Annotated in this window: 24 protein-coding genes; 20 read left to right on the top strand and 4 right to left on the bottom strand. The window is 67.7% G+C overall.

The features are described 5' to 3' along the window. Positions 1 to 864, top strand: an 864-nt coding sequence (locus P0W64_RS16610) for a hypothetical protein (protein ID WP_275481271.1), incomplete at its 5' end; no start/stop codon positions are given. Between the two features lie 5 nt (positions 865 to 869). Here the strand turns inward: P0W64_RS16610 and P0W64_RS16605 are convergent. The 3 genes from P0W64_RS16605 to P0W64_RS16595 are packed head-to-tail and all read right to left on the bottom strand — an operon-like array spanning position 870 to position 3313. Then, positions 870 to 1202 (bottom strand): hypothetical protein, encoded by a 333-nt coding sequence (locus P0W64_RS16605; protein ID WP_275481270.1) that lies wholly within the window; start codon positions 1200 to 1202, stop codon positions 870 to 872. 9 nt (positions 1203 to 1211) lie between these two features. Next, a complete protein-coding gene (locus P0W64_RS16600; protein WP_275481269.1) occupies positions 1212 to 3002 on the bottom strand; it encodes a hypothetical protein in 1791 nt (596 codons plus the stop codon). A gap of 2 nt (positions 3003 to 3004) precedes the next feature. After that, on the bottom strand, positions 3005 to 3313 hold the full coding sequence (locus P0W64_RS16595) for a hypothetical protein (RefSeq protein WP_275481268.1): 309 nt from the start codon (positions 3311 to 3313) through the stop codon (positions 3005 to 3007). 101 nt (positions 3314 to 3414) lie between these two features. Here P0W64_RS16595 and P0W64_RS16590 point away from each other — a divergent pair, with 101 nt between their 5' ends. Genes P0W64_RS16590 through P0W64_RS16575 form a run of 4 tightly spaced genes read left to right on the top strand, consistent with a single transcriptional unit; the run spans position 3415 to position 6884 of the window. Then, positions 3415 to 3741 carry a hypothetical protein gene (locus P0W64_RS16590; RefSeq protein ID WP_275481267.1) on the top strand — a complete coding sequence of 109 codons (327 nt, stop codon included), beginning with the start codon at positions 3415 to 3417 and terminating at the stop codon, positions 3739 to 3741. Between the two features lie 44 nt (positions 3742 to 3785). Further along, positions 3786 to 4127, top strand: a complete 342-nt coding sequence (locus tag P0W64_RS16585; protein ID WP_275481266.1) for a DUF4226 domain-containing protein — start codon at positions 3786 to 3788, stop codon at positions 4125 to 4127. 44 nt (positions 4128 to 4171) lie between these two features. Continuing rightward, positions 4172 to 4354, top strand: a complete 183-nt coding sequence (locus tag P0W64_RS16580) for a hypothetical protein (protein WP_275481265.1) — start codon at positions 4172 to 4174, stop codon at positions 4352 to 4354. 13 nt (positions 4355 to 4367) lie between these two features. Beyond that, complete coding sequence (locus P0W64_RS16575) at positions 4368 to 6884, top strand: hypothetical protein (protein ID WP_275481264.1); 2517 nt, start codon at positions 4368 to 4370, stop codon at positions 6882 to 6884. Between the two features lie 88 nt (positions 6885 to 6972). Here the strand turns inward: P0W64_RS16575 and P0W64_RS16570 are convergent, their stop codons facing one another. Beyond that, positions 6973 to 7104: a hypothetical protein gene (locus P0W64_RS16570; protein WP_275481263.1), complete on the bottom strand. Its 132-nt coding sequence runs from the start codon at positions 7102 to 7104 to the stop codon at positions 6973 to 6975. Here P0W64_RS16570 and P0W64_RS16565 point away from each other — a divergent pair. The 15 genes from P0W64_RS16565 (at position 7103) to P0W64_RS16495 (ending at position 26031) form a co-directional block, all read left to right on the top strand. Beyond that, on the top strand, positions 7103 to 8176 hold the full coding sequence (locus P0W64_RS16565; protein ID WP_275481262.1) for a C40 family peptidase: 1074 nt from the start codon (positions 7103 to 7105) through the stop codon (positions 8174 to 8176). The genes P0W64_RS16570 and P0W64_RS16565 overlap by 2 nt on opposite strands. A gap of 69 nt (positions 8177 to 8245) precedes the next feature. Further along, on the top strand, positions 8246 to 9733 hold the full coding sequence (gene eccB, locus P0W64_RS16560; protein WP_275481261.1) for a type VII secretion protein EccB: 1488 nt from the start codon (positions 8246 to 8248) through the stop codon (positions 9731 to 9733). A 119-nt stretch (positions 9734 to 9852) separates the two neighbouring features. Beyond that, positions 9853 to 10971, top strand: a complete 1119-nt coding sequence (locus P0W64_RS16555) for a hypothetical protein (protein ID WP_275481260.1) — start codon at positions 9853 to 9855, stop codon at positions 10969 to 10971. Further along, complete coding sequence (eccCb, locus tag P0W64_RS16550) at positions 10968 to 14000, top strand: type VII secretion protein EccCb (RefSeq protein ID WP_275481259.1); 3033 nt, start codon at positions 10968 to 10970, stop codon at positions 13998 to 14000. Before P0W64_RS16555 ends, eccCb begins: the two co-directional genes overlap by 4 nt. Before the next feature lie 55 nt (positions 14001 to 14055). Next, entirely contained in the window at positions 14056 to 14370 is a 315-nt protein-coding gene (locus tag P0W64_RS16545; RefSeq protein WP_275481258.1) for a PE domain-containing protein, read from the top strand. A 3-nt stretch (positions 14371 to 14373) separates the two neighbouring features. Beyond that, the gene (locus P0W64_RS16540) at positions 14374 to 15702 is read left to right on the top strand and encodes a PPE family protein (protein ID WP_275481257.1); all 1329 of its coding nucleotides are present in this window, start codon (positions 14374 to 14376) and stop codon (positions 15700 to 15702) included. Positions 15703 to 15808: 106 nt separating this feature from the next. Beyond that, the gene (locus tag P0W64_RS16535; RefSeq protein ID WP_275481256.1) at positions 15809 to 16135 is read left to right on the top strand and encodes a hypothetical protein; all 327 of its coding nucleotides are present in this window, start codon (positions 15809 to 15811) and stop codon (positions 16133 to 16135) included. Between the two features lie 44 nt (positions 16136 to 16179). Further along, a complete protein-coding gene (locus P0W64_RS16530; RefSeq protein ID WP_275481255.1) occupies positions 16180 to 16470 on the top strand; it encodes a hypothetical protein in 291 nt (96 codons plus the stop codon). A gap of 122 nt (positions 16471 to 16592) precedes the next feature. Continuing rightward, complete coding sequence (locus tag P0W64_RS16525) at positions 16593 to 17411, top strand: ESX secretion-associated protein EspG (RefSeq protein ID WP_275481254.1); 819 nt, start codon at positions 16593 to 16595, stop codon at positions 17409 to 17411. Between the two features lie 617 nt (positions 17412 to 18028). Continuing rightward, a complete protein-coding gene (locus P0W64_RS16520; RefSeq protein WP_275481253.1) occupies positions 18029 to 18907 on the top strand; it encodes a MinD/ParA family protein in 879 nt (292 codons plus the stop codon). After that, positions 18904 to 20415, top strand: coding sequence for a type VII secretion integral membrane protein EccD (gene eccD, locus P0W64_RS16515; protein ID WP_275481252.1), 1512 nt, complete (start codon positions 18904 to 18906; stop codon positions 20413 to 20415). The genes P0W64_RS16520 and eccD overlap by 4 nt, the downstream gene beginning before the upstream one ends. Continuing rightward, positions 20416 to 21798 (top strand): type VII secretion-associated serine protease mycosin, encoded by a 1383-nt coding sequence (gene mycP, locus P0W64_RS16510; protein ID WP_275481251.1) that lies wholly within the window; start codon positions 20416 to 20418, stop codon positions 21796 to 21798. It abuts the gene before it with no gap. After that, positions 21795 to 23486: a type VII secretion protein EccE gene (eccE, locus tag P0W64_RS16505; RefSeq protein ID WP_275481250.1), complete on the top strand. Its 1692-nt coding sequence runs from the start codon at positions 21795 to 21797 to the stop codon at positions 23484 to 23486. Before mycP ends, eccE begins: the two co-directional genes overlap by 4 nt. Positions 23487 to 23491: 5 nt before the next feature. Then, positions 23492 to 25405 (top strand): AAA family ATPase, encoded by a 1914-nt coding sequence (locus tag P0W64_RS16500; RefSeq protein ID WP_275481249.1) that lies wholly within the window; start codon positions 23492 to 23494, stop codon positions 25403 to 25405. 17 nt (positions 25406 to 25422) lie between these two features. Continuing rightward, a complete protein-coding gene (locus tag P0W64_RS16495) occupies positions 25423 to 26031 on the top strand; it encodes a hypothetical protein (protein ID WP_275481248.1) in 609 nt (202 codons plus the stop codon). Positions 26032 to 26098: the final 67 nt, after the last annotated feature.

Here is a 26098-nt window from a genome sequence, read left to right as displayed (position 1 = left end):
GCCACCAGCGACGGAACCACCGGGGGTTCCGGCGGCGGGTCAGGATCCGATAGCGGGGCGGGAGGCACGACGGGAGCGGCGCCTACGTCGGGGGCGTCGGGCACGAGTATGCCGCAGTTGCCGCAGATCTCGTCGCCGCAGATGCCGACGTTCAATCCTGGTCAGCAGCAGGGGTTCGCATTGCCGCTCAAGCAGCTGTGGGACTACTCGCGGGGGAAGGGCGATGGGGCGTCGACGGGTTCCGGAGAGTCGTCGGGTGGTTCAGGCGGCGGCTCGTCGGGTGGCTCGGACGGTGCCGGTACATCCTCAAGCGGGAGCGATAGTGGCTCGTCGTCGGACGGCGATTCGAGCAGTGACTCGGATGGGAAGTCCCGTAAGCATCACAAGAACGCCGGGAAGCCGGACTCGCGGGGGCGGATCTCCACCGACGATGTGATGATGAAGAGGATCCGGCTGCCGAAGGGGCAGGCGGCGTTCCGCGGATACATCCTCGAAGCTCTCGATCACGAGGGCATCACGAATACGGCGGCGCGGAACAGGTGGGTGCACGGCCTGGAGACGATCGCCCGGCGTGAGTCTGTGAACGACAACCTTGCGGTCAACCGGGTCGACGTGAATGCGCATGGGCGGCGGATGGTCGACGGTGCCCCCTCGGGTGCATCACGAGGTGGGTTCCAGATGACGCCGTCGACGTTCGCGGCGAACCATGTCGCCGGCACGTCCCGCAACATCTACGACCCTGTGGCGGAGGCGAGCGCCGTGGTGCACTATGCCCGGTCGCACTACGGGGTGCGCGCGGATGGCTCGAACCTGGCCGCGCGGATAGCGCAGGCGAATCCTCACCATGCACCGCAGGGGTACTGAACCTTTCAGCCTGTGGTGTCGGTTCGATCGATCTTGGCCCAGTTGGCGGCGAGAAGGTCTGCGAGCTGTTCCTCGAGCCATTGTGCGTTGTCGAGCAGAGGCTGACGCAGGTCGGCGAGGGAGTCGTTGATGTGGTCTGTCAGGGTTTCGTGGTCGTAGCGTTCGGTGACGCCGGGCTCGAGCCAGACCTCGGTGATGCGGCCTACCTCGTCGAAGGTGAAGACCGCCTCGTCGTTGCCGTTGGTGACTCGTTCGTTGCGGACGAGTTCGTTGTACTCGTCGGCGGTCTTCTTGACGGCCTCGAGTTCGTCCCATCCCCGCTTCATCTGTCCGTACATCAGCGTCCTCTACTGGTCTCGGTCCGTGCTGGCGGGCCGTCGTGGCGGCGTGGCGGCGGGGCGGGGCCGGCCCGGATTTCCCCCACCGGTGGACTTCTTCGCCGCCTCATCTTGGCGCATCCGGATCTGCTCGCGGTCGACGGCAGCGTGGATGCGGGCGCTGTTGGGGACGGGCCGCAGCACCGCCTTGCGGTCCTTGCCGGGTGCTCGTTGGCCGGCGTCGCCGCCGGCTCCGCGCGCGGCGTTCATCGGCATGTACGGCATGCCTCCTCCACTTGCGGAAGACGATGGGGCGGCCGTGGGTGTCGTAGACGCCGCGCCTGCGGTACCGGAGAGTTGGGTGGGGCCGGGGGCGACAGCGGCTCCGGTCGGCAGGTCGGACGCCCCGGCGGCGCCGGTGTCGCCGTCACCTGTGTCTGCTCCGCCGCTGTCGTCGCCGTAGTCTCCGTCGTCGCCGCTCCCGCCACCGGCATCGTCGCCGGTGTCACCGAGGTCGCCTACCCCGGCGTCGCCGGTGTCGTCGCCGAGACCGTCGCCGGTGTCACCGAGGTCGCCTGCCCCGGCGTCACCGGCGTCGCCCTGGGTACCGGTGAGGCCTTGCACTACTTGGGCGGCGGTCGACGCGGCTTGGGTGGCAGCGGAGGCTGGAAGGCTCACCGCGCCTCCGACGAGCCCGCCGAGAAGGCTCGGCAGGCTGGAGGCGAGCGAGGATGCCGCGGACAGTTTCGACGGGTCGAGGGCGGACTGTGCCCCTTTGCCTTTCCCTGTGTTCGCGGCGTCGCCGGTGCCGGTGCTCGTGGTGTCGGCGTCGCCGGTTGTGTCGTCGCCGGTGGCGTCGTGTCGGCCGGGCTTGCGCTTGGTCGCGGTGTGGGCACGGGTGCCGGGTTTGGTGCCGCCGCCGACGACGGGCTGCGGAGCCGCGATGGGCGTGGTGGCTTGCGGCACCGTGCCGGCGTAGGTGGCATCGGCCCCTGCCGCAGACCCGCGGAGTTTGCCGAGTTCCGCGACGCGTGAGGCGACGACGGGGGTGAAGCGGCCGCCAGAGGCCATATTGGCGCGCTGTGCGGATGCGATGTTCTCGCGTGCAGCGGTGAAAGTCTTCGGGTGCGGGGTCTGCTCGACGGCGGTGCGGTAGTGCCCGAGCGCGGTATTGACTGCGGTTCCGATCGAGCGGTATTCGTCGGCCGCCGAATCATGCCAGTCGGCGAGCTGGTGCACGGCGTGGCTTGCGGGCGCGGGGCCGTCACTGTGGGTCCAAGCAGTACCCAGGGTGGTGGCGGCGCGGCGCAGTGTCGCGGCCCGGGCGGTGGCGTCGCGGTGGCCTGCGTCCGCCCAGTTCGCCCAGGACTGCAGGGACGCGCCGCCGTCGCCGCCGGTGTGCAGGTCGGTGGCGAATTGTTCGGGGTCGGCGTCGGCGGTCGGCGCAACCGGCGCGGGCACGGGGATCCCGGTGATCGTGTCGGTCGACGTGGGTAGTGCTGTGATCCCCGGTGTCGGTGCGGCGGCACCGCCGCCGGCGGCCGCGATGTAGGTCTGCTGGTTGGCGTCGTCGAGCGAGGCGTAGTCCGCGGCGTTGGCTCCGAGTTGAAGGCCGCCGTCCGCGGCGTACCGGGCAGCCGCAGTGGCGGCCTGGTGCAGTGCGGCGCCCCGGGCCGCGATGTGCGTGGTAGTGCCCAGTGAGTGCGCGTCTCCGCCCGGCGGCAGGAGCGCCGGCGGCTCCGCGACGTAATCCGCCGCGGAGGTGGTGTCCGCTGCTGCCGAGGTCAGCCCATCTGTGTCGACGCGAGGATCGGAGGACACTGTCAGATGTTCTCGACTGACTGGTTGTAGATGTTGAGGGCCTCGTCGTCTGTACGCTCGAATCCCGCGATGTCGGCACGTCCGCGGGAGGCGAGGTAGTCCGACCGCTGTGCCAGGGAGTGGACTGCGGGTTGACGGCGAGCTGCGAGGGCGGTGAGGGCGGTGCTGACCCCGTGGTAGGCGTCACCGAGCGAGGCTGAGACCCCCGTGGTGTCCCATTGCGCGCTGGCGCGTACGGCTTCGGCGTTCTTCTCCTGGTGTCCGACCCACTGCTGGACGTGCTCGGTGTCGATGCTGCTGCCGTTTGCCATGAGTGTGGTCCTCACTGATGCGGTGGATTAACCTTCGATTCGTGACCGTAGACCTGGCTAGTGAGCTGCGGCAACACTCTGGAACCGCGAAGGATGTGAGGATGACGAACCCGGACGAGGCCACGCCTGTCGCGGTGGGCGGTGGCGTCGGCGAGGCCATCTCACGGGATGGTTCGGTGCATGTCTCGGTGTCGACAGCAGGTGCCATGCCCGATTACATCGTGACTCTCGGACCCGCGGTGCGTTTCCGCAGCTCGGATGAACTCGCTGAGCAGATCCGAGTGGTCGCGGACATCGCGTTCGAGCGGGCGCTGGCCGAGATGCGAGCCGATATCGAGGCGCGTGGCGGTAAGTCGACCGCGATCGGAACAGGGTGGCGTACACACGCTGAGGTCGATACGTACGAGAAGGAACGGCTCTTCTTCTGAACGCCCGACCTACGAGCCCGCATAGTCCGTTTTAAGATAGAGGCGTGGTGGAAGGGCATGCGCAGTCCCGCGATCGGGCGGATGATGACGCTCGGGCGCGGCAGGCCCGTATCGCCGTCGCCGATGCGGAGGTGACGCGGATCGTGGAGGAGGTCGCGGCACATCGGAGCCACTCCGTCCAATTCCTGACGAGTCTGCGACAAGAGATCGTCGAGCGCGCGTACGCCCTGGGAGCGATTGCCGAGACGACGGAGGGACGAGCACAGCTGGCCGCGTTCGTCCGACAGCAGGTCAGCCGTGCACAGACCCAGCTGCAGGCCGCGCATGAGACGGACCGTCAAGGGGCGGCGCGGTTGGCGCAGTTGACCGACGAGTACGACGTCTGAGCAAGTGTGGCGGCGTCGCAGCCGTTCGCTCTACGGTCGTCCACATGGCTGAATCGGAATCGCCGGACGCCGCGGGAGACGTGGTGACCGTGGACAACTCCCCGGGGACGCAGGCGCTGGTCAACGCTGCTTTGAAAGCGTTCGACGACGCCCTCGCGGCGTTCGGGACAGGTGAGACGCCGGATCTGAAGCCGGTCCCCCGGCGCGCAGCCTTCCAATCGAACTGACGAGGAGGCGACGGTGGCCGGTCACCCCACGGCGACGCCCCCCGCTCCGGGGGCGCCGGTAGGCACTGCGGGTTCGGGTAATGCCCGGCTACCCGATACGAGTCAGCAGGACTGGTCCTGGACTCCCCCGGCCTCGGCGGCGCACGGGACGTTCCAGGCGGCCGGCCCGGGCATCGGTGCCAAGTGGCTCCGATTGGGGCCGACGGGAGAGATGACCGGCACGCCCGTGGGCACACACAACGGTGGCCCGGATGTGCCGGGGCTGGAAACGCACGGCAACGGTGCTCATTTCGTCACCAACGGGACGCGGTCGCAGGCACAGTTCGCTGACGGAACGGCGATTCCGGACCTTCCGGTGTACGACAACGGCAGCCGCAAGTACCAGTCCAACGGCGACGGCACCTTCAGCGAGTGGTCGAACGGCAAGGTGATCGGGCCGAAGGAGCAGCCGTGGGGATTCTCGCGCGGCAGTGACGGCCAGACGGCCCCGGTGAATCGGGACGGGGCCAATTTGCAGGCTCCGCAGAGTAAGAAGCTGCCGACCACCTGGCCTGGTGGCACTACCTGGTATCAGAACCCGGGTACGGATCTGTGGACACGTCAGGCCAAAGACGGTTCCAGGATGATCCTCCCGAACAAGGCGAAGGGGCAGACTGAGCCGACGTACGTAGACGGTGCAGGCAATCCGATCAGCCGAGATGCCTATACGAAGGCCCTCGCCAGCGGTAACACCGACGGATCGTCAGAGCCCGGGCTGACCGCGCCGGGCATAGGCCCCACGTCGGGACCGAACGTCCAGGGCGCACGCGATGGGGCCGACGCTCGAGCACTGGAGCGGCAGACTGCCCTGAGCGAGTCGGACGAGAAGATTCGATCGCTGCTCAAGGACGTGAAATCGCATAGTGCGCAGGCGCGTTCGCAGATCGCAGCGATGCGGGCGCTGGTCGCGCAACGCGCGAAGGACATGGGCGATCAATTGTCGACCGCTCCGGGGAAGGCCGCGTTCCTGGCGTATGTGCAGCAGCAGGTGGACGCCTGCCGGAAGATCCTCGGCGACGCGCACATGTTGGATGCGGGTGCGGCGCAGTCGGTCAATGACACAGGCGGCGTGTACTCGCCCGCAGGCGGGGACTTCGGCTCGGACGGCGACAGTGGTGCCGGCGGCGACGGCGGCTCCGGCGACGGCGGCGGCGACGGCTCGGACGGGAACGGCGGCTCCGGCGACGGCGGTGACGACGGCTCCGGCGACAGCGGCGATAGCGGCTCGGACGGCTCCGGCGACGACGGTTCGGACGGCGACAGCGGCTCAGATGGCGACAGCGGCTCGGACGGCTCCGGCGACAGCGGCTCAGATGGCGACAGCGGCTCGGAAGGCTCCGGCGACAGCGGCTCGGACGGCGACACCGGCTCGGACGGCGACAGCGGCGATACCGGGACAGGAGATACCGGCGGGTCGAATCCGACGCAGTACCAGCAACCGACGCAGTATCAGCAACCGACGCAGCAGTACACACCGACCTCGTCGGCGATGCCGCAGATGTCGATGCCGTCGATGCCGTCGATGCCGGATGTCTCAGGGATGGTGCCGAACCTGTCGAGCATGCTCGGCGACGGAACCGGTTCGTCGCCGACCGGCGGATCCGGCTCGGGCGACTCGGGGTCCGGTGACTCGGGATCCGGTGGCTACGGCCTGGACGGATCCGATGCGGGGGGAGACGACTCCTCCGATAGCAGCGGAGATTCCGGCGACGACGGTTCCGGCGACAGCAGTGACGGCGACAGTAGCGACGGAGCGTCGAAGCATCATGGCTCCGGTGACGACGGGTCGAACGACGGTGACGACGGGTCGAGCGACGACAGCTCCGACACCGGGTCGGACGGGGACGGAGATTCGTCCGGGGACGGCTCCAGTGACGGCGGCTCGGGAGACGGAAGCAGTGACGGCTCGTCGGCGGGCACCGGCGATGGGCACAGTACGCACAGTGGCGACGGGGCGGGCGACTCGGGAGTTGGGGCCGGGGCCGGTGCACAACCTGCCGGCGGTGGCCAGGCGGCTGGTTCGACGTCCGTGTCACTGCCGAACGACGGTGGGACGGTGCAGGCGCCGAACGCGCAGTTGGCGTCGGTCGGTCGTTCGGTGCTGCAGGGTCAGTCGGTCTCCGACGCGTTCAAGGGGCAGAGTATCCAGCTGCCCCCGCCGGGGACGCCCGTGACGGATCCGGTGTCGACGTCGGCTCTGCAGTTCGGTGACGTCGGGCAGTTCAAGGATCATCAGATCTTCTCTCTGGGCGGGGACAAGGTGGTGGTGAACGGGCAGGTGCAGAGTCTGTCGCAGTTGCAGACCGGCCCGGGTTTCCTCGGCTTCATGCGGCCGGCGGACGGGGCGTCATCGGGTGGCGCGGCGGCCGATGCGTCTGCGGGGGCGTCGGCGAGTGCGGCGGCCCCGGCGGCGGCTGGGGCGCCGGCCGGTGGTACCGATCCTTCGGGGGCGAGCGGTGGGACCGGGAGCTCGCCGACTATCGGGAGCTGACGAAGACGCAAGGGTCGGTACTGCCGGATGGGTGGTGAAGGAGAGGGTGGTAGGTGTCGGGTCTGGACGGGTTCGTGGAGTCGGTGGGTCATGCCCTGCGGAGCGGGCGTGACGCGTTCGCGTCGCCCACGACGGCAGTGCCTCGACTGACCAGCGCCCCGACACTCACACCGAACAGCTCCGGCTCCGGCACCGGCAGCACCGCACTGAGCAGAGTCATGGCCGACTCCTCCCTACACGCCGAGCTCGCCCGGATCGCAGCCTCCGACAAGAAGGTCGCGACCGCCCTCGCCGAAGCCAAGACCGGCTCCGCGACCGGCCGCCAACACCTCGTCACCGCCCTCGAAGGCGCCCACGACGACGTCGCCGCGATCGGACCGCACGCCCACACCGCCGCCGGCCGCCAAGCCCTGATCAACGCACTGACCCACCGGATCAACAACGGCCGCAGCGCCCTCTCCACCGCCGACGACGACGCCCAACGCATCGCGAACCGCCTACACCACACCGGCTACCGCGGCGACAAATCCGGCACCGGCAGCGACGACACCACCAGCGCCGGCAAGAGCAAGAGCAAGGTCGGGGGCGGGGGCGGCGTGCCGCGGCTGACTGGTGGAGGGTCCGGGTCTCCGAGCTCGGCTGGGACCGCCCAGCCCGCGGCATCATCGTCACCAGCGATGTCGAGCGCGCAGCCTGTATCGAGCTCGCAGCCGATGACGACGTCGCAGCCGGTGTCCGCGTCCGGCTCACAGCCGAGCACGACGGGAGGGACGCCTGTCGCCTCCCTGTCCCGCAATACTGGCTCGTCCTCCGGCGGCGGCAGCTCGCACCAGCGCCGCCGCTCACGCAAGCATTCGAGCGCCGACGACGACGGCTCGGACGAGACAAGATCGTCCGAGACCGTATCGGGGTCGGATAGCAGCTCGGGGGCAAAGCGTGGGCGGGCGGCCGCGCGGTTCGGGTTGACGAAGGTCGGAGGAAAATACGTGTGGGGCGGGAACGGTCCGCGCAACTACGACTGCAGCGGTCTGACACGGGACTCATGGGCGCACGCGGGTGTGCATCTCCCGCGCACCTCCCAGCAGCAGTTCGCAGCGGTGCACACCCATGTCCGTCGCTCGGACGTACGGGCCGGAGATCTGGTGTTCTGCGAGTTCAAGAACGGTAAGCCCGGGCACGTGATGCTGGCCATCAGTTCCACAAAGGTGGTGCAGGCCAGCACTTTCGGTGTCCCGATCCATGTGACACCGATCCCGACGAATGTCGTGATCCGCAGGCCGGGCGCGAACTGAATCCTAGAGCGGGACTGAATGTTTCGGGAGTGTGGCAGGGAATGAAGACACCCCGGTAGGGTTCGCCGCATGCCGTTGAACTACCAGACGGGCTTGATGAGCTCGGCATGGAAATACTGGTTGCGCAGGAACGCGACGGCGATCGGTGGGCATCGGGTCCGGCAGTTGTTCCAGCCCGCAGACGCCGACCGCGCCGCGATGGTGGTGTCGGTCGTCGCCGGGGTGGTGTTGATGGTGGCGGGCTTCGCGTTGTCGTGGTTCTCACCGAAAGGGCAGTTGGGCGACGGGTCGATCATCGCGAGCCGCGATTCCTCCCAGTTGTATGTGCGGGTGGGCAACGCGCTCGATCCGGCGTTGAACCTCGCGTCGGCACGGCTGATCGTGGGCACGAACGAGGCGCCGCAGTACGTACCTGGGGAGGAGATCAGGAAATATCCGTCAGGACCGTATGTCGGGATTCCCGGCGCTCCCAGTGATCTGACCGTGTCGACTCCGGAGACGACGACGTGGTCGTTGTGCGACACCGTCGCCTCTCCGGGTTCGCAGGTCGTCCCTCGTGTGACGGTTCTGGACGGGCCGTTGAATCTGAGCGATCAGGCGCACACGGTGAGCGGACGGTCGGCGATCCTGGGGCTTCACGACGGCACGACGTGGCTGATCATGAACGGACATCGTACTCAGGTGGACCTGTCGGACGAGCGGGTCGCGCTCGCACTGGGGATCACGGGTGAGGTTTCCCCTACGCCGCTCTCGCAGGCGGTGTTCGATGCGATCCCGGCGACTGCGGCTCTGTCGGTTCCGAAGATCAGCGAGGAGGGGCGGCGCGCACGCTACTCTCCTGCCGGGGAGAACCTGGTGGTCGGTTCGGTGGTGGCGGAACAGGACGCACGCGGCCGAGAACTGTTCGCCGTGTTGTCCGATGGCGTGGAGGAGGTCAATCCGGTGGTAGCGCAAGTCCTTCGTAACGCCGACTCACACGGCCAGACGGCGCCGGAGACCATCCCGTCGGACGTCCTGTCGCAGTTGCCTCAGTCGACGACCCTGCACGTCGACCAGTTCCCCTCGCAGCCGGTGCAAGTGGTCGACAAGGCGGCGGAACCGGTGACCTGCCTGCGGTGGTCGCGAAACCATCGTGATCCGGCCGCGTTGTTGTCTGTGGTCTCGGGCCGACGACTACCGCTGACCGATGACCAGGCGCAGCGCATCCGGCCGTTTGTGCAGGCGAGCGCGGGAATGTCGGTCGCCGATGAGGGGTACGTGGGCGTCGATGCCGCGAACTTCGTGCGCGTCGTGGGTACCGATCCCGCGGACTCGGGCACCGAATCGCAGTGGTGGATCACTCCTGCAGGAGTGCGGTTCGGGGTGCCGACCGACGAGAACTCGGTCGATGCTCTCGGAGTGGGAACGAGTACGACGTGGGCGCCGTGGTTCATCGTGCGGTGGCTGCCTGCGGGGCCGAATCTGTCGAAGGCTGCCGCGATGACCACACACGACACACTGCCGACCGACGACACGCCGGGGGTACTGGCGGGGTCGTCGACGTCGGGCGGATCCTGACGAGGAAGTGACGAACGATGGGAACACGCGGATTCATCAGGCGGACGCCCGAGGCACCGCCGGAGATCGCACCGAAGCCGATCGGCGATATACCGGCACCGGATCGCATACCGAAACCGATGCCTACACGGGTGCCGATCTGGGTGTGGCCTGTGCTGTTGATAGCCGGGGTGGTGTGGTTCTTCGTCGACATGTACCGCAACGGCGGTGGTGGAGCGGGTAGCTCCAGCATGTTGATGATGGCACCGACGAGGCTCTTGTACGGCGGCATGATGCTCGGTGGCATGGCGGGGATGTATCGGGGTTCGCGCGGCGGAGTGACGGGCAAGAAGTCTCGTCTGCAGATCGAGGCCGCACGCCGGGACTTCGACGAGAAGCTCGATCGCAAGCGGCTCGAGCTGCATAAGGCTGCGGAGGAACAGTACGAGGAGATCGTCTGGTTCCATCCACATCCGATGGAGTTGGCGAGCCGGATCGACACGCGCCGGATGTGGGAACGGCAGCCCGGCTCGGCGGCAGCGGAGCGAGGCGGTGCCGCGGCGGCGCGACGGAATTTCGGCGATGTGCGGATGGGGACGGGGATCAGCCAGCGGCTACGCAAGATCGACCCTCCCACGCAGATCCCGCCGCCGGAGGAGATCGAGCCGCGGACAGGCCTGGGGTTGCGGGAGTTCCTGCGCGTGCAGCCGGTCATCCACGGCGTGCCGAAGCCGGTGGCTTTGTGCGATTACCCTGGCCTGGCTCTGTTCGGTGATCGAGATACCACCAGGGCTATGGTCCGAGCGATGGTTCTGCAGGCCGCCGTCGCGCACGCACCGGGGGAACTGTCGGTGGCGGTGGTAGCGACGGAGACCGAGCACTGGGAGTGGGTCAAGTGGCTTCCCCATGCGCGCTGCGAGACCGAGGACATGCAGGGGCCACGGCGTGCAGTGTTCGCGTCGCCGGCGCGATTCCGCGAGGCGTTTCCGCAGGTGGACAAGGCCGGCAAGCATATGGTCACCGCGACACGGCCGCAGGAGTCGCTTCTGTTGGTGATCGTCGATACCGATCAGGAGAGCTTCGAGGCGCGGGCCGCGTGGCGGGAGCTCTTCGGGGCGGAAGGCAGATCGGGTGTGTGTTTCCTCGATCTGTCCGGGGACCGCGACACGATCTTCGCGCACAACCGAGACACCTATTTCCACATCGAACCGGACGGGCGGGTACTTCACCCGACACCGAGTCAGGAGCGACCGCGATGACCCTCGCAGACCGCGACGCCACCGCCCATCAGGTGCCGACGCATGAGGAATGGGGGCCACTGCAACTGTTCGCGCACGCCGACTCCTTGTCGCTGGAAGAAGCCGAGATGCTGGCGCGGCTGGTCGCCGGGCACCACCTGTCCTCGGAGGCGGCAGAGATCGCCCGAACGGCGACGTCGTCGTCCGATGCGTTCTTCGCTGCGTTACCCGGGGCCGGCGACCGCGTGATCGACCCGAGGAAGACGTGGGCGGCATGGCCACTGGCGGAGCGACGTCTCGAGGCCGAGTTCGCTATCACCTCTACCGGCCAGCCGTACTCGATGAATTTCCGACACGGTTCGGAGCTGGAGGGGCAGGGGCCGCACATCTCGACGGCCGGGATGACGGGCGCGGGCAAGAGCAAGTTCATCCTCTCGGTCGTGCTGAACCTCGCACTGCGGCACAGCCCAGACCACCTGCAGTTCCTCCTGATCGACTTCAAGGAGGGCGCCGAGCTCGAACCGCTGCGACGATTGCCTTGCGTGCATGCGGTGTTCACCAACAACGCGAAAGACACCGCCCTTCTGGATCGAGTGGTGCAGTTCCTCCAGGGCGAGATCACCCGCCGGCTCAACATCGTCAAGGCGGCCGGGGTATCGAACGCTGTCGACTACGAGCTCAAGCGCCGCACCCCGGAAGGCGCTCGCCTTCCTGCCCTCCCTGCGTTGATCATCGTGGTCGACGAGTTCAACTTCATGATCGACCACGCTGGTGACCACGCGCAGATCTTCAACGACATCGCACTGCAGGGCCGCGCCGCCGATGTCCACCTGTTCGTCAACGGGCAGAGCATGCAGCTGAGCAAGGTGCAAAAGCTCAATGACAACACCCACACCAAGCACGCGATGAAGTCCTCGGAAGGTGACTCGTACGCGCAGATCGGCAGCCGGATCGCAGCGGACATCTCGAAGAACGAGGCCGGGACCGGGTACACGCGGGAGGAATCGGGACTGGTGCGGTGGCGGTCGTTCTATCTGGACGCGCCGTACATCCCACCCAAGAAGGGGCCGTCGGAGGACTCCTTGGGACGGCCGGTGGCAGAGCTGCCGGGCCCGCGATTGTTCACCTCGGACGATGATGTTCTGCCACCGGAGATTCCGCCGGCGGCGGCAGTGACCGCAGTCGACGAACCGGAGGGACCGGTGGAGACGCGGACGATGATGGAGTACGTCATCGACCAGTTGGTGGACGCCGGAGGCGATGCCGGGCATCACATCTGGCTGCCGATGCTCGAAGAGCACGGCCGCGAGCCTCTGTCCGCGCTGGTCGACGACAAGATCTCGGCCACTGCCGGGGCACGAACGCGGTGGCAGGACGCGTACCCGGTGACGACGTCAGAGGGACTGCTGGCACCGTGCGGGCAGATCGACCTGCCGTTCGAGCACCGCCGCGACACATACGTGCTGCCATTGCACCAGTCGGGCGGGCACCTCGCCGTGACGGGAGCCGCGGGCATGGGACGCACCACACTGGTGCAGGACGTCCTGTTGGCGCTCGCAATGCAGCACAGCCCCGCCGACGTGCAGTTCTTCGGGCTGGGGCGTGCGGTGATCCGCCTCGAAGAGCTAGGCCTGGCGCACGCGGCCGGCTCGGCAGTGATCGGCGACGAGGCCGGCAAGGACCGGGTGCTATCGGTGGTGAAGGAGATCATCGAGTCCCGCCGCGTGCTGTTCGCAGAACACAAACTGAGTTCGATGGTCGAATTCCGGGGCGAGCGCGCCGCGGGTCGACTGCCCCGCACAGCGCTCGGTGGACGGTACGGGGACGTGTTCCTCGTTGTGGATCCGGTTGACGAGTTCCGGCTCAAGTACGCGATGGACACTGCCCTGTCGGAGATCGCGGTGGAAGGCTCCACCTACGGCGTGCACATGATCCTGACGAACGCGAACATGCTGCCCCAAGACCTCGAGAACAAGGTCACGCACAGGATCGAGCTGCGTCTGGCGAACCCGGACATGTCGACGATCAAATCGGCGGGGGTACTACGCCGACCCGCGCGTAACGTGCCGGACGACTTCCCGGGCCGTGGTATCACTCGCTCGGGCAACCAGTTCCTCGCCGCCGACCCGAGCCTGATGTCGGGGCCCGGCCGGTTCTCCGATCCCGGCCCGGACGCGCTGCGCGAGCTGATCGCAGAGATCAACGCGACGGTACAAAGCAAGACCCCCGGTGACATGCCGAAGATGACGCAGCTTCCCACTGAGGTCGAGCTGCGTGAGGTCTTGACCCGCGCACCGCAGACGCCGAAGCACCTGGTGCGGTTCGGCGTGAGCGAACGTGAGCTCGAGCCAGCGGTGTGGAATTACCAAAGGCACCCGCACCTGATGGTCTGTGGCATGTCGCAGCACGGCAAGACGGAAGCCCTCAAATCGGTGGCGGCGGCGATCATGTCGACGCACGCGGCCGAGAGTGAGGCGATCTTCGTGGTGTTCGATCCACGCCAGACGATGCTCGGATTCATCCCGGAGACAGCCCCGAATAACTACGCGGTGGGCTACACGACACGCGCAGCGGAACTGAAGGACTTCTTGCAGGGCCTTAAGGAGGGGCTTCTCGACCCGCGTCGGCCCAAGGAGGCGCTCTCCCAGAGCGATCGACTGTCCGGTGCGCGTGCGTACAGTGGCCCGGAGGTCTTCATCATCGCCGACGATCTGCAGACCGCTCCCCCGGCGGACCCGTTCGCCGGCTACTTCATGGAGGCGATCGTCAACGACCTGGACTTCGCCGACCAACTGGGTATGCACCTGATCGGTGCCACGACCAGCCGCAACTGGATGCCGTTCACCATGACACCAGTGGGCAAGAAGCTGCTCAATGCCACCGCACCCGTGCTTGTGTTGAACACCACGAAGGACGACCTGGTGACGGTCTACGGCGAGAAGGGGCGGTTGAACATGCCTCGTGGACGCGCACGATGGTTGACGCCCGACGGCAGGGAGACCGTGCAAATCGCACTTGCCGGACTCGCACCAGTCCCCCCCCTCAAGTGATGCGCAGCACCCATGATCGTGGTTACCATTCGCGATAGTTACCACCGTACGGAGGATGTCAATGTTCGTTGAGCCCGAAGCCCTGTACTCGTCTGCCGGAAATATGGCAGCCGGCGCAGGCACGCTGGAATCGATCACATCCGCGCAGACCGCCCTCGGCGCCGCGACCACCCCACCGGGGCTGGACTCGGTGTCGGCGTTCCTGTCGGCCTCGATGGCGGCCTACCATGCGGAGCTGGAGGGGATCGCGCAGCCCGCAGTCATCGACAAGTTCGCCTACGGCGCCACCCATGCGACGTCCGGGTCGGCGTACGAGGCGTCGGACGCGGCGAACGAAGCGATCCTGCTGGCCAGCGCGGGCCTCGCGTAACCCGTGTTCGAGCCCTGGTTCGCCTACCCGCCGGAGCGGAACTCCGCGGCGTTCTGGAACGGCACCGGCGCGGGAACGCTGCTGAAGACAGCGGCGGGGCTGATCGCGACCGGCGCAGGTTATGAAGGCCTGGCCGCCGACATGGGTGTGAACACCGGCGCGGTGCAGGCCGCGTGGCAGAGCGTCGCGGGAAGCGCGACGGTGCCACCGGCGCTGGGACGCGCCGCGTGGTACGCCGTCGCGGGTGGGTTGATGCAGGCGCACGGCGGTGCGCTGACAGGTCTGGGGACGACATGGGAGGCGCTGCGTGCCGCGACGCCGACACCGGCCGAGGTGGCGGCGAACCGCACGACCGAGTCGAATCTGGTCGCGCACAACTTCCTGGGCTTCCTTACGCCGGCAATCATGGCGAACGACGCGGTGTACACCGGCCGGATGTGGGTGCCGTCCGCGGCGAACATGATGACCTACAACACCATGGCAGCAGGCACTCTCGGGTCCATCGCCTCCTCTCCGGTACCGCCCGCCCCGCCGATGACCAATCCCGCCGAGGCGGCCGCACCTGCAGAAGGCGCGGCGAAGAGCACGGTGGCCAACCACGCGGCGCCGAAGGCGGCGAGTCTCGCGTCGGGTGCGGGAAACCCCATGTCGATGGCCGGGGAGGCTGCCGGGATCCTGCCCTCGATGGCGTCCGCGCCGATGGGGATGTTGTCGGCTCCGATGCAAGTCTTGCAAGCCCCGATGCAGCTGGCACAGCTGCCGATGGAGATGTCCTCGTCGTTGATGTCGGGGCCGCAGTCGCTCGCGTCCCAGTTCGGGCACCTCAACGGCGCGGACCTCGGGGTCGGTCCCGGTGCGCTGTCCGCGCTCGGTTCCTCGGGTGCCGGCGCCGGTGCCCCGGCGGTCGGGGCATCCCTGTCGGGTGCGGGTGCTGGGGTCGGGGCAGGCGGTGCCCCCGCACTGCGTCTGCCTTCGGGGGCATCCGGTGCGGCCGCGGCGCAGCTGTCGTCCTCGGGTGCGATCACCGCGCCCCCGCCGACGACCTCGAAGCTGGCCTCCGCGCGCACCGCGGAGGGACGGCCCACGACCGGCGGCGGCACGACAGGCGCAGTCCCGATGGGTGCCGGTGCCGCCGGCCGCGGTCGCGACGGTTCCGATCGCTCGGGGAAGACTGCTCCGGTGCGCCTGTCGTCGGCCGCGTACATCCCCATGATCACCGGGGCACGCACAGTCGAGGAGCCCTCCCCTACCACTTCGTTCACGCCTACGACGTTCCCGTCACCTGTGACGACGGGAAGTGTGGCGCGACAGGGGGAGGAGGTTCTACATTGACCCCAGCACCGTTATGTAGACGGAATAGGTGCTGGTCAGGCCTCGTTCCCCGGGGACGAAGGACGAGAAACCGAAGATGATCCGAGTTTGATCGAAGGAGAACACCATGTCAGATACCCCCGGTGGCGGCGGCGCCGGCCAGTTCCGGCACGACGCAGAGAACACTCTGCAGTCGCACCAGAACTACACGGATATGCACGCCGCGGCGCAGCAGTGCATCTCCTGGATGCAGAACACTCTCGATCAGTACATGACCCAGGACGGTAAGCACACCGTGGCGTTCAATGCACTGTCGGAGCGGGTGAACACTCTGCAGCGTCAGTGCGGCGAGCTGTTCAACACGGCAGCCGGGCACAAGATGACGGAAGTGCACCAGAACGCCACGGCGGACGCGAGCCACGCAGCGCTCTTTCACAAGTACGTGAACGCGTAGCAGCCCACCCACAGAGCCACAGAGTCTGAAAGGACGTACGAGACATGTCAGTGATCAGCGCCAACTACGGGATCATGGACGACGCCAACCACAGCGTGGGGACGATCGTCGGCGTGATGAACGAGCACAGGGACCGGTTCATGCAGCAGATCCACGCCGACTCCGGCGCGAACAGGGGCATGACCATCGAGCAGGCTACCGAACTGGGTATGCACGGCCACGCCTTCTACTCCAACCTGGCGGAGACCTTCCAGGGGGTGCAGCAGGCGATCGGCGCCGTGCACCAGGGCACGGTGGAAAACGACCAGGGCCTGTCGGGCATGTACCACCTGTAAACCACCTCGCGAGGCGAGCCGAACCGGCCGGGAGCCACATGCCCGATACACGGGTAGGTTCCCGGTCGTTCGTCTTTCTACCTCCCGCTCCCCCATAGCGATTCACGGAAGGCCAGACGACCATGGTCCGCTCACTGGACATCACGTGCGAGGGCATGTGGATCCTGCAAGGGTTGCTCGGGATCGGGCAACTGCCGATCAACCTGGCACTGCTGCCCTACATCACCGCCGGCGGGACCGACGCGGCAACGACGCACCCGGGGGTGCAGACGCTCCGAGACGCCGGCGTGCTGTCCGGAGCGGATGAGATACACCCCGACGTCGAACACTGGCTGCGGATGCTCGGCCATCCGGAGATCGAACTGGCGATCCGGGTCGATGGGCCGGTGAAGATGCGAGCGTCGATCGTACGGTCCGGCGCGGAACAGGTGGCGGCCGTCCGTGTAGGTGATGACTTGTGCGTCTACCCCCTGCCCGCGATGACGTCGTTCTCGGAGGTCGCCGAGTGCGCCCAGTCGATCCTCCCGGCCGCGGAACCGGCTGTCACCACGCCGGTAGCGATGCCGGCCCGCGCGCTCGAAACGGTGATCTCGGCGATGATCGCCGACCCCGAGACCACTCCGCGGCGGCATCTGGAACGGGCGGGCGTGAAGGCGGAGCAGGCGACGCTGCTTGCAGACGCGGTCGACTCTCCGACACGGGAGACCTCGTTCGTCCTGGTCACCTATGCCGACGGTGAACCGGACGTGCATCCGGTCGGTGCGGCTGTGACCGACACCGAGAACGGACGACTGGTGATGGGCCCATTGGCAGGCAGCGGTGACGGCGAGGACTGGATCCAGATCCAGTCCGGGACCACGGCGAAGATCGTCGAAGCCGTGTGCGGTGTCGAGACGCAGATGCCTCCACGCACACGCTGGTTCAGCCCGAGGCTGCTCTGACCGGACGTCCAAAGCGCCGGAATTCGGGGTGTGACCTGGGGGAAGGAAACTAGAAGAGCATGCCGCACAAGTGTGGTCGGCCCCGGTAGCCCCCTGTTAGTTTCAAGGGCGTGAGCGACATCTACGGTGGCATGTTCAACAGGCCCGACGACCCGAACGACCCATCCGCTGGGAGTGACGAGGCTCCGCGGCATGCGATGCCTGCCCGACGCGCGCCGGATGAGGACCCCACGGGACAGGTGCCCGCACCCGGACCGGCGCCTTACGCCGATCCCTCGCAGCCGCCGGCCGCTCCGCCACAGAGTTCAGCACATCCGGGCCCGACGCCCGGTGGCCGGGGATACGCGCCCGGCAACGCGCCGACGACACGTATGCAACCCCCCGGCCCACAGCAGGTACCGGGCGGATTCGCGCCTCCCAACCAGCAGCAGGGGTGGGCTCCTGGTACCGCGAGGCCAGCAGACCCCGGTGTCGGCGGCATGCTGGCAGCCGCGCAACCGAGACCGGTCGAAAGCGCGGGGTCGCGGTATAGGGATCGTCTAGGGCATCAAGACTTCGGGACCGCCGAGCCGCCGCGCATCGCACCGCGATATGGCTGGCGCCGCGCGCTACACGGCATGGGACTGCGGATGATCGGGCCCTCGGCGGTCGAACGTCTCGAGAACGCGCAGATCGAGCGGATCCAGTTCCCGGTCCGCAACCCGTTCGTGTGCGCGGTCCTCAACCACAAGGGAGCGTCGACGAAGACGTCCGTGACACTCGGGATCGGATCAGCCTTCGCAAAGTACCGGCGCGCTCCCCGAGTATTGGCGATCGACGCCGACATCGCGTTCGGCAACCTCGGGGAACGTGTCCTGAACCCGCCTCCGCAGGGTTTCCGGGAGCTGCTGGCGCGGGAGCAGAAGTCGTCGGTACAGGCGGCGACCGACCTCGGGAACTACGTCGGCTTCACCAGGGAACGACTGAACGTGCTCGGCGGCGAGAACTCCGCGGACGAGTCGGTAGCGGGCATGACCCCGGGCGAGTTGCATGCACTGCTGGAATTCGCCCGCCGCTGGTACGACATCATCCTGATCGACTGCACGAACGATCTACGTTCACCGCTGGTCGAGGAGGCGGTGAAGGCGTCGGACGCAGTGGTGATAGCCGCCGCGTTACGCGCGGACTCCACACTGGGTGCCGGTAACACCCTGGACTTCCTCGAAAGCCGCGGCTACGACAAGCTGATCCGCAACGCGATCGTGGTGCTGTCGGACATCTACGACGCGCGCGACAAGACCGCCCGCAAGAAGCTCGAGAGCAAGTTCCGCGGGATGGTGCACACGGTGCGGGCGATCGGCTACGACAAACACATCGCCACCGCCGGCGCCCTCGATCTGGACCGGACGTCCCGGGCCTCGCAGCTGGCGTTCACGGAGATCGCCGCATCCTTGGCCGAGCTGTTCTCGACCTCGTCCGACCAGGCGGGCCACTTCGATGCGGGGGCCGCGCGATGAGCGTCGACCCGCAGACCGATCCGGGGGCTGCGGAGCCCGACCGGATGGCGGCCCCGGACGCGACACGCGCAGCGGTGATCTTCGGGTCGGAGAAGGCCGACGTCCTACTGCCGTCAGCGGCATCGGTGGCGGAAACTGCACACAAGCTGGTTCCGCTGCTGACGGACCTGTACCGCTCTCGCGGTCACGAGATCCCTCATCTGAAAGGCGCGATAGTGCTGCGCCGGGTGGACGGCACGGTCCTGGACGGCTCCCGCACCGTCGGCGAATCATTGACGGACGGCGATCTGCTCGTGCTGACCGCCGTCCCCGCGCCCAGGACGCTGCAGCTGATCACCGAGGAGATCTCGACGGCTTTGGCCGAGGTGTCGGAGAAGCGGTTCCCGACGATCACCGAGGAGGCGGCCGTGGTCACCGGCGGTGCGCTGCTGGCGGGTACCGCCGCCGCCTCGGTGGGGGTGGCCTACCTGGGCTGGCGGCACACGGCAGGGAACGGTTGGAACCCGGCCACGGCGATCGTGTTCGCCGTGGCCGCGGTCGTGCTGTTCTCGACAGCGGCAGTGACGTCGCTGCTGTGGAAGCGGCCCGCAGCGACGGCCGGCACGGTGGCGTCGGCCGTGATCTGCACGGGCGCCGTAGGTTTCTTCGTCGTGCCATCGACCCCCGGTGCGGCGCACATATTGCTCGCGTCCGTCGCGACCGCGGTGGCCGCGGCGGTGATCGTCCAGCTCGGCGCGCCACCGCGCCTAGCCTGGCCTACTGCCCTGGTGGCCGCCCTGGGTGTCGCCGTGGTCGGCGCTCTGCGGCTGCTCGTGGGATGGTCGGTCGATCAGATCGCGATCGGAACGATGCTGGCCGCAGTACTGCTGGCCAGTCCGGCGGTGGCACCGCACATCGGGGCACGGATCGCCCGTATCGCAGCGCTGTTGCCTCCGTTCCCTACCGTGACCGGAGGATTGGTGTTCGACAGCGCCACCGACCTCGCGGATGAGGCGATGACGGCCACCGAGTCCGGCTGGGAGCCGCCGTCGCCGGCGCGACTGCTACAGATATCGGAGACCGGCACAGCCTGGGCGTCGGCACTGGTGACCGCGGCAGGGCTGGCGGTCATCTCAGCCGCACCGATCGTGGTGTCACCCGATAAGCCGTTCTTTGTGCTGCGGGTCCTGTATGTGGCGCTGATAGCCGGGGTATTCATCCTTCGGGGCCGGAGTTTCGCGAACCGGTGGCAGGCGATCTGGCTGGTGGTCTCGGCCGTGGCCGCGCTGTCGGGAGCCGCGGCACGCATGGCGTTCACGTGGCACTCGGCGGCAGCGGGTGCGATCTGCGCGGCGACGGTCCTCGGTGTGGCACTGCTCGGCCTGCTGGCCACGGTGATCGTTCCGGTCCGGGTGTTCTCGTCCCCGCTGCGGTACCGGATCGGGCTGCTCGGCTGGCTGATGATCGGCCCACTGTTCCCGCTGGCGTTGTGGTTGTTCGGCGCGATCCACTTCGCGAGGTGGCACTAGATGCCCGCGGCCGGGCGGCGCGCCGCGGCGGTGACCGTGGTCGCGGTGGCGGTGATCGCTGTAGGAGCCGGTCCCGCGGCGGCGATCGCGCCGCCGATCGTCGACCCCCAGGCCACGCCCCACGACTCGACACCGGCACCTGAGCAGCCGATGCAGAAGCGATCGGTGTGCACTCCCCTGCGGCTGGCTCCGAAGAGCGACCCGGCGTCGGTCCCGCCAGCGCAGGCCTTCATGCGGCTCCCGCAGCTGTGGAAGGTCGCCGGCCGTGGCTCCGGTGTGACCGTCGCGATGATCGACACCGGAGTGAACAAAAACTCCCGCTTCCCGCATCTGTCGGCCGGAGGCGACTACGTCGCCGACGGCGACGGCCTGGCCGACTGCGACGCGCACGGCAGCATCGTTGCCTCGATCATCAACGCCGCACCCTCGTCGTCGGACGGGGTGGTGGGCATCGCCCCGGACGCGAACCTGATCTCGATCCGCCAGAGCTCGGGCGCCTACCAGCCGGTCAACGGTGATAGCAGCGATTCACGCGCTGGTGACGTCGCATCGTTAGCCCGGGCGGTAGTGCACGCGGCCGCGCGCGGGGCGAAGGTCATCAATATCAGCGTCGTCGCGTGCACACCGGTGAACAAGCCGGTCGATCAGCGTGCACTCGGTGCGGCGGTGCGGTGGGCGTCGGTAGTCAAGGACGCGCTCGTCATCGCCGCGGCGGGCAACATCGACGAGAACAACTGCGCCGCGAACCCCGACATCGACCCCACCACACCGAAGGATGCCCGTAACTGGGGTGGAGTGAGCACAGTGAGCACCCCGTCGTGGTTCTCCGACTACGTGCTCTCGGTCGGGACCGTCGACACGAAGGGAGTTCCGGCCACGAAGGTCACCGCGGCTGGCCCGTGGGTGTCGGTGGCGGCGCCGGCGACCCCGAACACGGTGGCTGCGGTCGGCGCGAGCGGGCATGTGGTCAATGAGGCCATGGGCAGCGACCAGAAGTGGCAGCCGCTGTTCGGGACGAGTTTTTCTGCGGCCGAGGTGACCGGTTTGGCTGCGGTGCTGCGCAGCCGATTCCCCAGCCTGACCGCACACCAGATCGCTCTGCGGATCACGCAAACCGCCCACAATCCTGCGGGCGGCGTCGACAACGAGATCGGGTACGGGGTGATCGATCCGATCGCCGCTGCGACCTTCGACGTGCCGACCGGTGACCCCAAGCCGGTCGAGCATCTGAGCCGGCCGCTCGTGCTGCCTCCTCCCCCACCGCCACCGGATCGGAGGCCGTTCTACACGGCCGTCATCGGCACCGCGGTCGTGGCCGGAGTGGGGCTGGCCGCCGGTATCGCCGTCTCCATCCTCAACCGTCGCCGGAAAGGCCGCCGATGACCACCGCGCCTGCGCACGCCGCTCCTGACACTGACGACGAGGAGCGTTCGCTGGCGGCTGTGAAGCCGCCGACCGTGTGGTCACGGCTGAGTGTGCAGCCGTATCTGCGGTATCTGATCCCGGTCGAGGTCCTGGTCCTGGCAGCAGCGATCGCGTTCCACTGGTCGGTGCTGATCGCGGCGGTAGTGGCCGCAGTGGCTCTGCTGGTGGCCTTCGTGGCGTTCGACCAGGCGACCTCCCCGGTCTGGTTCGGGCGGGCCGTCCGCTACCGATGGCACAGGCTGCGCCGCCGGGACGGGCAGTCGAGGGACTCGGAGGATCCGCAGGACAACCGGGACCGGTCCGAGCCGTTCGACGTGGAGGTCCCGGGTGTCGGAACCGTCGGATTGCGCTGGGACGGTGAGTGCCTGGTGTCTGTGGTGGAACTGTTCGGGACCGCGCACACACCGACGGTGCTCATGGGCTCGGCGGGAGTGTCGGAGTCGGTGGTGCCGGTGCCGGCGATCGCCGGGTTGGTCCGCCAGCATGGCCTGGTGTACGAGGCTCTCGACCTTGTGACGTCGGGCCGCCGGGTAGCCGGGACGGACTACGCGAGGGCGTACGACGCGATCGTGGGCGACCGCCCGGCGATGGGACAGCGATCGACGATGGTTGTTGCGCGTCTGAACCCTCAGCGGTGCGCCGCGGCATTGTCATGGCGGGCAAGTGTCGAGCTCGCGGCCGCGGCCGCGACGGAGCGGATCCGCATCGCGATCGAGGAGACCGGTTGCCGCGCGGTGAGTCTGCGGGCACAGGAGCTGGCGCGGTCGACGACGGTGCTGTTGCACCATCAGTCCCCCGGCACCGTCGAGGAGACCTGGCGCGGTATTGCGCCGACCGACGGCGACTACGTCAACCTGTACGAGGTGCCGGCGGCGGCGATCACGAATACGACGCTGTCGGCGCTGTGGGCGACGCGAACCCGACTGACGGTCGTGACGGTCAGGCTGTCACCGGACGGCCATGGAGGCGTCCGCGCCGGGGCCCTGGTGCGGATGCACACGGAGGGGCCGCTGGCGCATCCACCGCTGTTGAACCTTCTGCCGGTGCACGGACGCGCCCGGGACGCCTTCTTCGCGACGACACCGTTGGGTCGGGCGGCGTTGCGGTACCGGATGCGTACCGCGCGCAAGACACCGACGGAATTGGCTGCGCTGCGCATGATTCCCGGCGCAGACGGGCAGATCCTCGGTATCTCCGGAACGGGTTACCCGGTCACCGTGCCACTGTCGGACCGGTTGTCGGCGACGACGGTGAAGGTGTTTTCCGCGGACTACGTCGCAGTACAGATCGTCGGCCGCGCGGCAGCGACCGGGGACACTGTCGCTATCTTCACGGACCGCCCGCAGATGTGGCGACCTATCCTGCATCGCGGCGTGGTGATGTTGGCGGACGCCAGCACCTCGCATTCGGTGTCGATGATCGTCGATGATCTCGGGGATTCGACGGTATCGCCGCCGACGACAGCCGGTTCGACGCTGCTGGTGCTCTGCCGCACCCTCGACGAGCGGGACGCGGACATCGCCATCAGCCAAATCGACGACCGCACGATACGGTTCGTGACCAGCCGATTCGAATCGGCTCTCGGCATCCGTGTCTCCCGCGCGGAACCGAAGTTCCTACAGCACCTGGCCCCTGCAACGAGGTGAGAAGAATGGTCGACGCATACGAGTGCTTCCGTGCAGCGCTGGACGAGCTGTGGAGCGGCGGCACGACACGACAACACACGCGTCAGAACACGGCCGCCCAGGTCCTGCAGCAAGCCGTGGAGCTGGACCCGACGATGGCCGACGCGTGGCTGGCACTGTCGACTGTCGACCCACGGCAGCGCTCATATGCGTTGGCGCGTGCGGCAGAACACCGCGACCGCGCTGGTGCCGCCCTCGCCCGCATGGTCGACGGTGGTCTCGGCGTGTTGAATGTGACGTTCGGGCTCACGCCATACCTGAACGCGCCGGTGCACTCGGCCGACGACGTGGCGGCGGCGTGGATCTGCGACCTGGTGCAGCACCGGAGCTTCGACGCGGCCCGAGATGCACTCGCCGCATTGCCGATGCAGATCGAGCACCCGCAGCTCGCGATGGCGGCGGCGCAAGTGTGGATCGAGACCCAACGGTGGGCGGACGCTCTGTCGGTGTATTCGCGCTGCCCGATCCTCTCCGAGGGCCGCGCGGTAACACTGCTCCAGTCAGCGGCGTCGGCACAGTGCGCGGAGGCGGCCGCACGGCTCGGCCTGTTCGACCGCGCCGTGAACGAGGCCGAGCACACAGAACCCCGGTCGCAGCCGTGGGGCGACGCGACGTACTGGAAGGCGTTGTCCTTGCGGCACATGGACCGTGCCGACGATGCAACCGCGGCTCTCGACGAACTTCTGTCGGTCTTCCCCGAGTTCACTTCCGCGTGGGAGGCCCGTAAGGACGTCACTATCGGCATTCCCGTGGTGACAGTCGAGGCGATCGCCGCGCGCACCGACTACTGGGATCCGTCGACACAACCTTCGTCGGCGGATCTGAACGCCGCAGAGACCCAGGATGCGCGCGCGGCAGCGTTGCTCGAAGCGGACGAGATGCTGGCCCGCTTACATGGGATGGACACGGTCAAAGACCAGATCGCCGAGCTCGAGGATGATCTGGTGGTTCTCAAGTACCGGCTGGATCGAGGTGAGGCGTCCGGTGACGACGACTCGATGCACATCTTGTTGGAAGGGCCTGCGGGGGTAGGCAAGACCGAGATCGCACGCGTTCTGCACAAGAAGTTCTTCGGCATGGGCCTGGTCCCTGTGGACAACTTCGTCGAGACCTCTCGAACGAAGTTGGAGGGCAGGTACATGGGTGATGCGACGGTGTCGACGAAGGAGATGCTTGAGGAGGCGACTCCGGGCACCGCGTTCGTCGATGAGTTCCACGACCTGCATCAGCGGGGGTACTCCGGGGACGAGGACGCGTACGGCAACGCGATGATCTCCGCGCTGCTGAAGTGGATGGAGGACCATCGCAACGAAATGCTTGTGATCGGTGCCGGTTACACCGATCAGGTCGAGGACGTGCTGCGGCAGAACCGTGGCCTGCGAGGGCGTTTCGCGATCCGCATCCGATTCGACAGTTACCCTCCTGATGCGCTGGTGAAGATCGCCTCGGTGATGGCGGAATCGAGCGCGAAGCGGGACAAGCTCACCGACCAGGCGGCGTGGATGCTGCAGCAGGTGTGCTCGACCGTGTACGACTTCGCGTACAGCGAGACCGGCCCGGACGGTAATACGGTGGAAGAGCGCGGCATCGACCACCTGAACAACGCGCGGTTCATCCGCAGGGTCGTGGCCAATGCCGGGAAGATCCGCAACCGGGAGATGGCTCCGTTGGTGCGCAGCGGCGAGGAACCTCCGCTGGACGTGGTACGGATGCTGCACGCGCGTCATGTGCTGCCCGGTGCGGTGCGCGCGGTCGAGCAGATCGCGCGCCGCGACCTCGGCGAGGCGATGTTGCAGGCGGTGTCGGCGCGGCTGATGGTGAGCGATGTGCACACATTGACCGCAGACGAGATCGACGATCTCGCCGCGTCGGCGGTGTAACGGACATGGTGCGGGACGTGTTCGACGACGAGCGGCGGGCGTGGATCGCCGACCATCAGGGGTGGTCGAGAATCCAGACCCGCAGAGCGGAGCTGCTGGCGCGACAGATCCGGCGCCGGGTGCGGGAGCAGACCGGGGCGCGCCCCAACCCGCATGAGGACACGGTGATCCAGCCGATCTGGGCACGCACCGGGCCGGCGCCTGCACTGACTGTCGAGGGCGCCGCGGTGCTGATGTGTTTGTGTGCCGCCCCGATCGGCTGGCTCGCGGGATACTGCCTGCACAAAGGGTTGGTGTCGCAGATCCCACGTCGGATCGTGTCGTATCCGATCACGGCGTTGGTGTGGTCGGCCGTCGCGGTCGGGCTGCCGATCCTGCTACTGGTGGGCTCGGGGATGTCGCCTGTCGGCGTGTATCTACTGGTGCAGTTGCCGGCGATGTTCTTCGCGGCCGGGATCTATGGGGTGTTGGAGGGCTGGCTGTCGGTGCCGGGGTCGACGGATCTGTGGCCGCATGTACCCGAGGACCCGCCTGTGCAGTTGCCGGAGTTGCTCGGCGCCGACGACATCACTCCCCCGGTGCTGTTGGAGTACCGCCGTGGTGAGAGCGGACGGGGCGGAAATTAGTCGCAAATTCGTGTCAGCGACCGGCGGAATCGCCACGCTCACCGAGTTCGAGGCGCTAAACGTCCGG

This window comes from Tsukamurella sp. 8F (assembly GCF_029167375.1).
GTDB lineage: Bacteria > Actinomycetota > Actinomycetes > Mycobacteriales > Mycobacteriaceae > Tsukamurella.
This window is presented reverse-complemented; position numbering and strand designations above follow the sequence as displayed.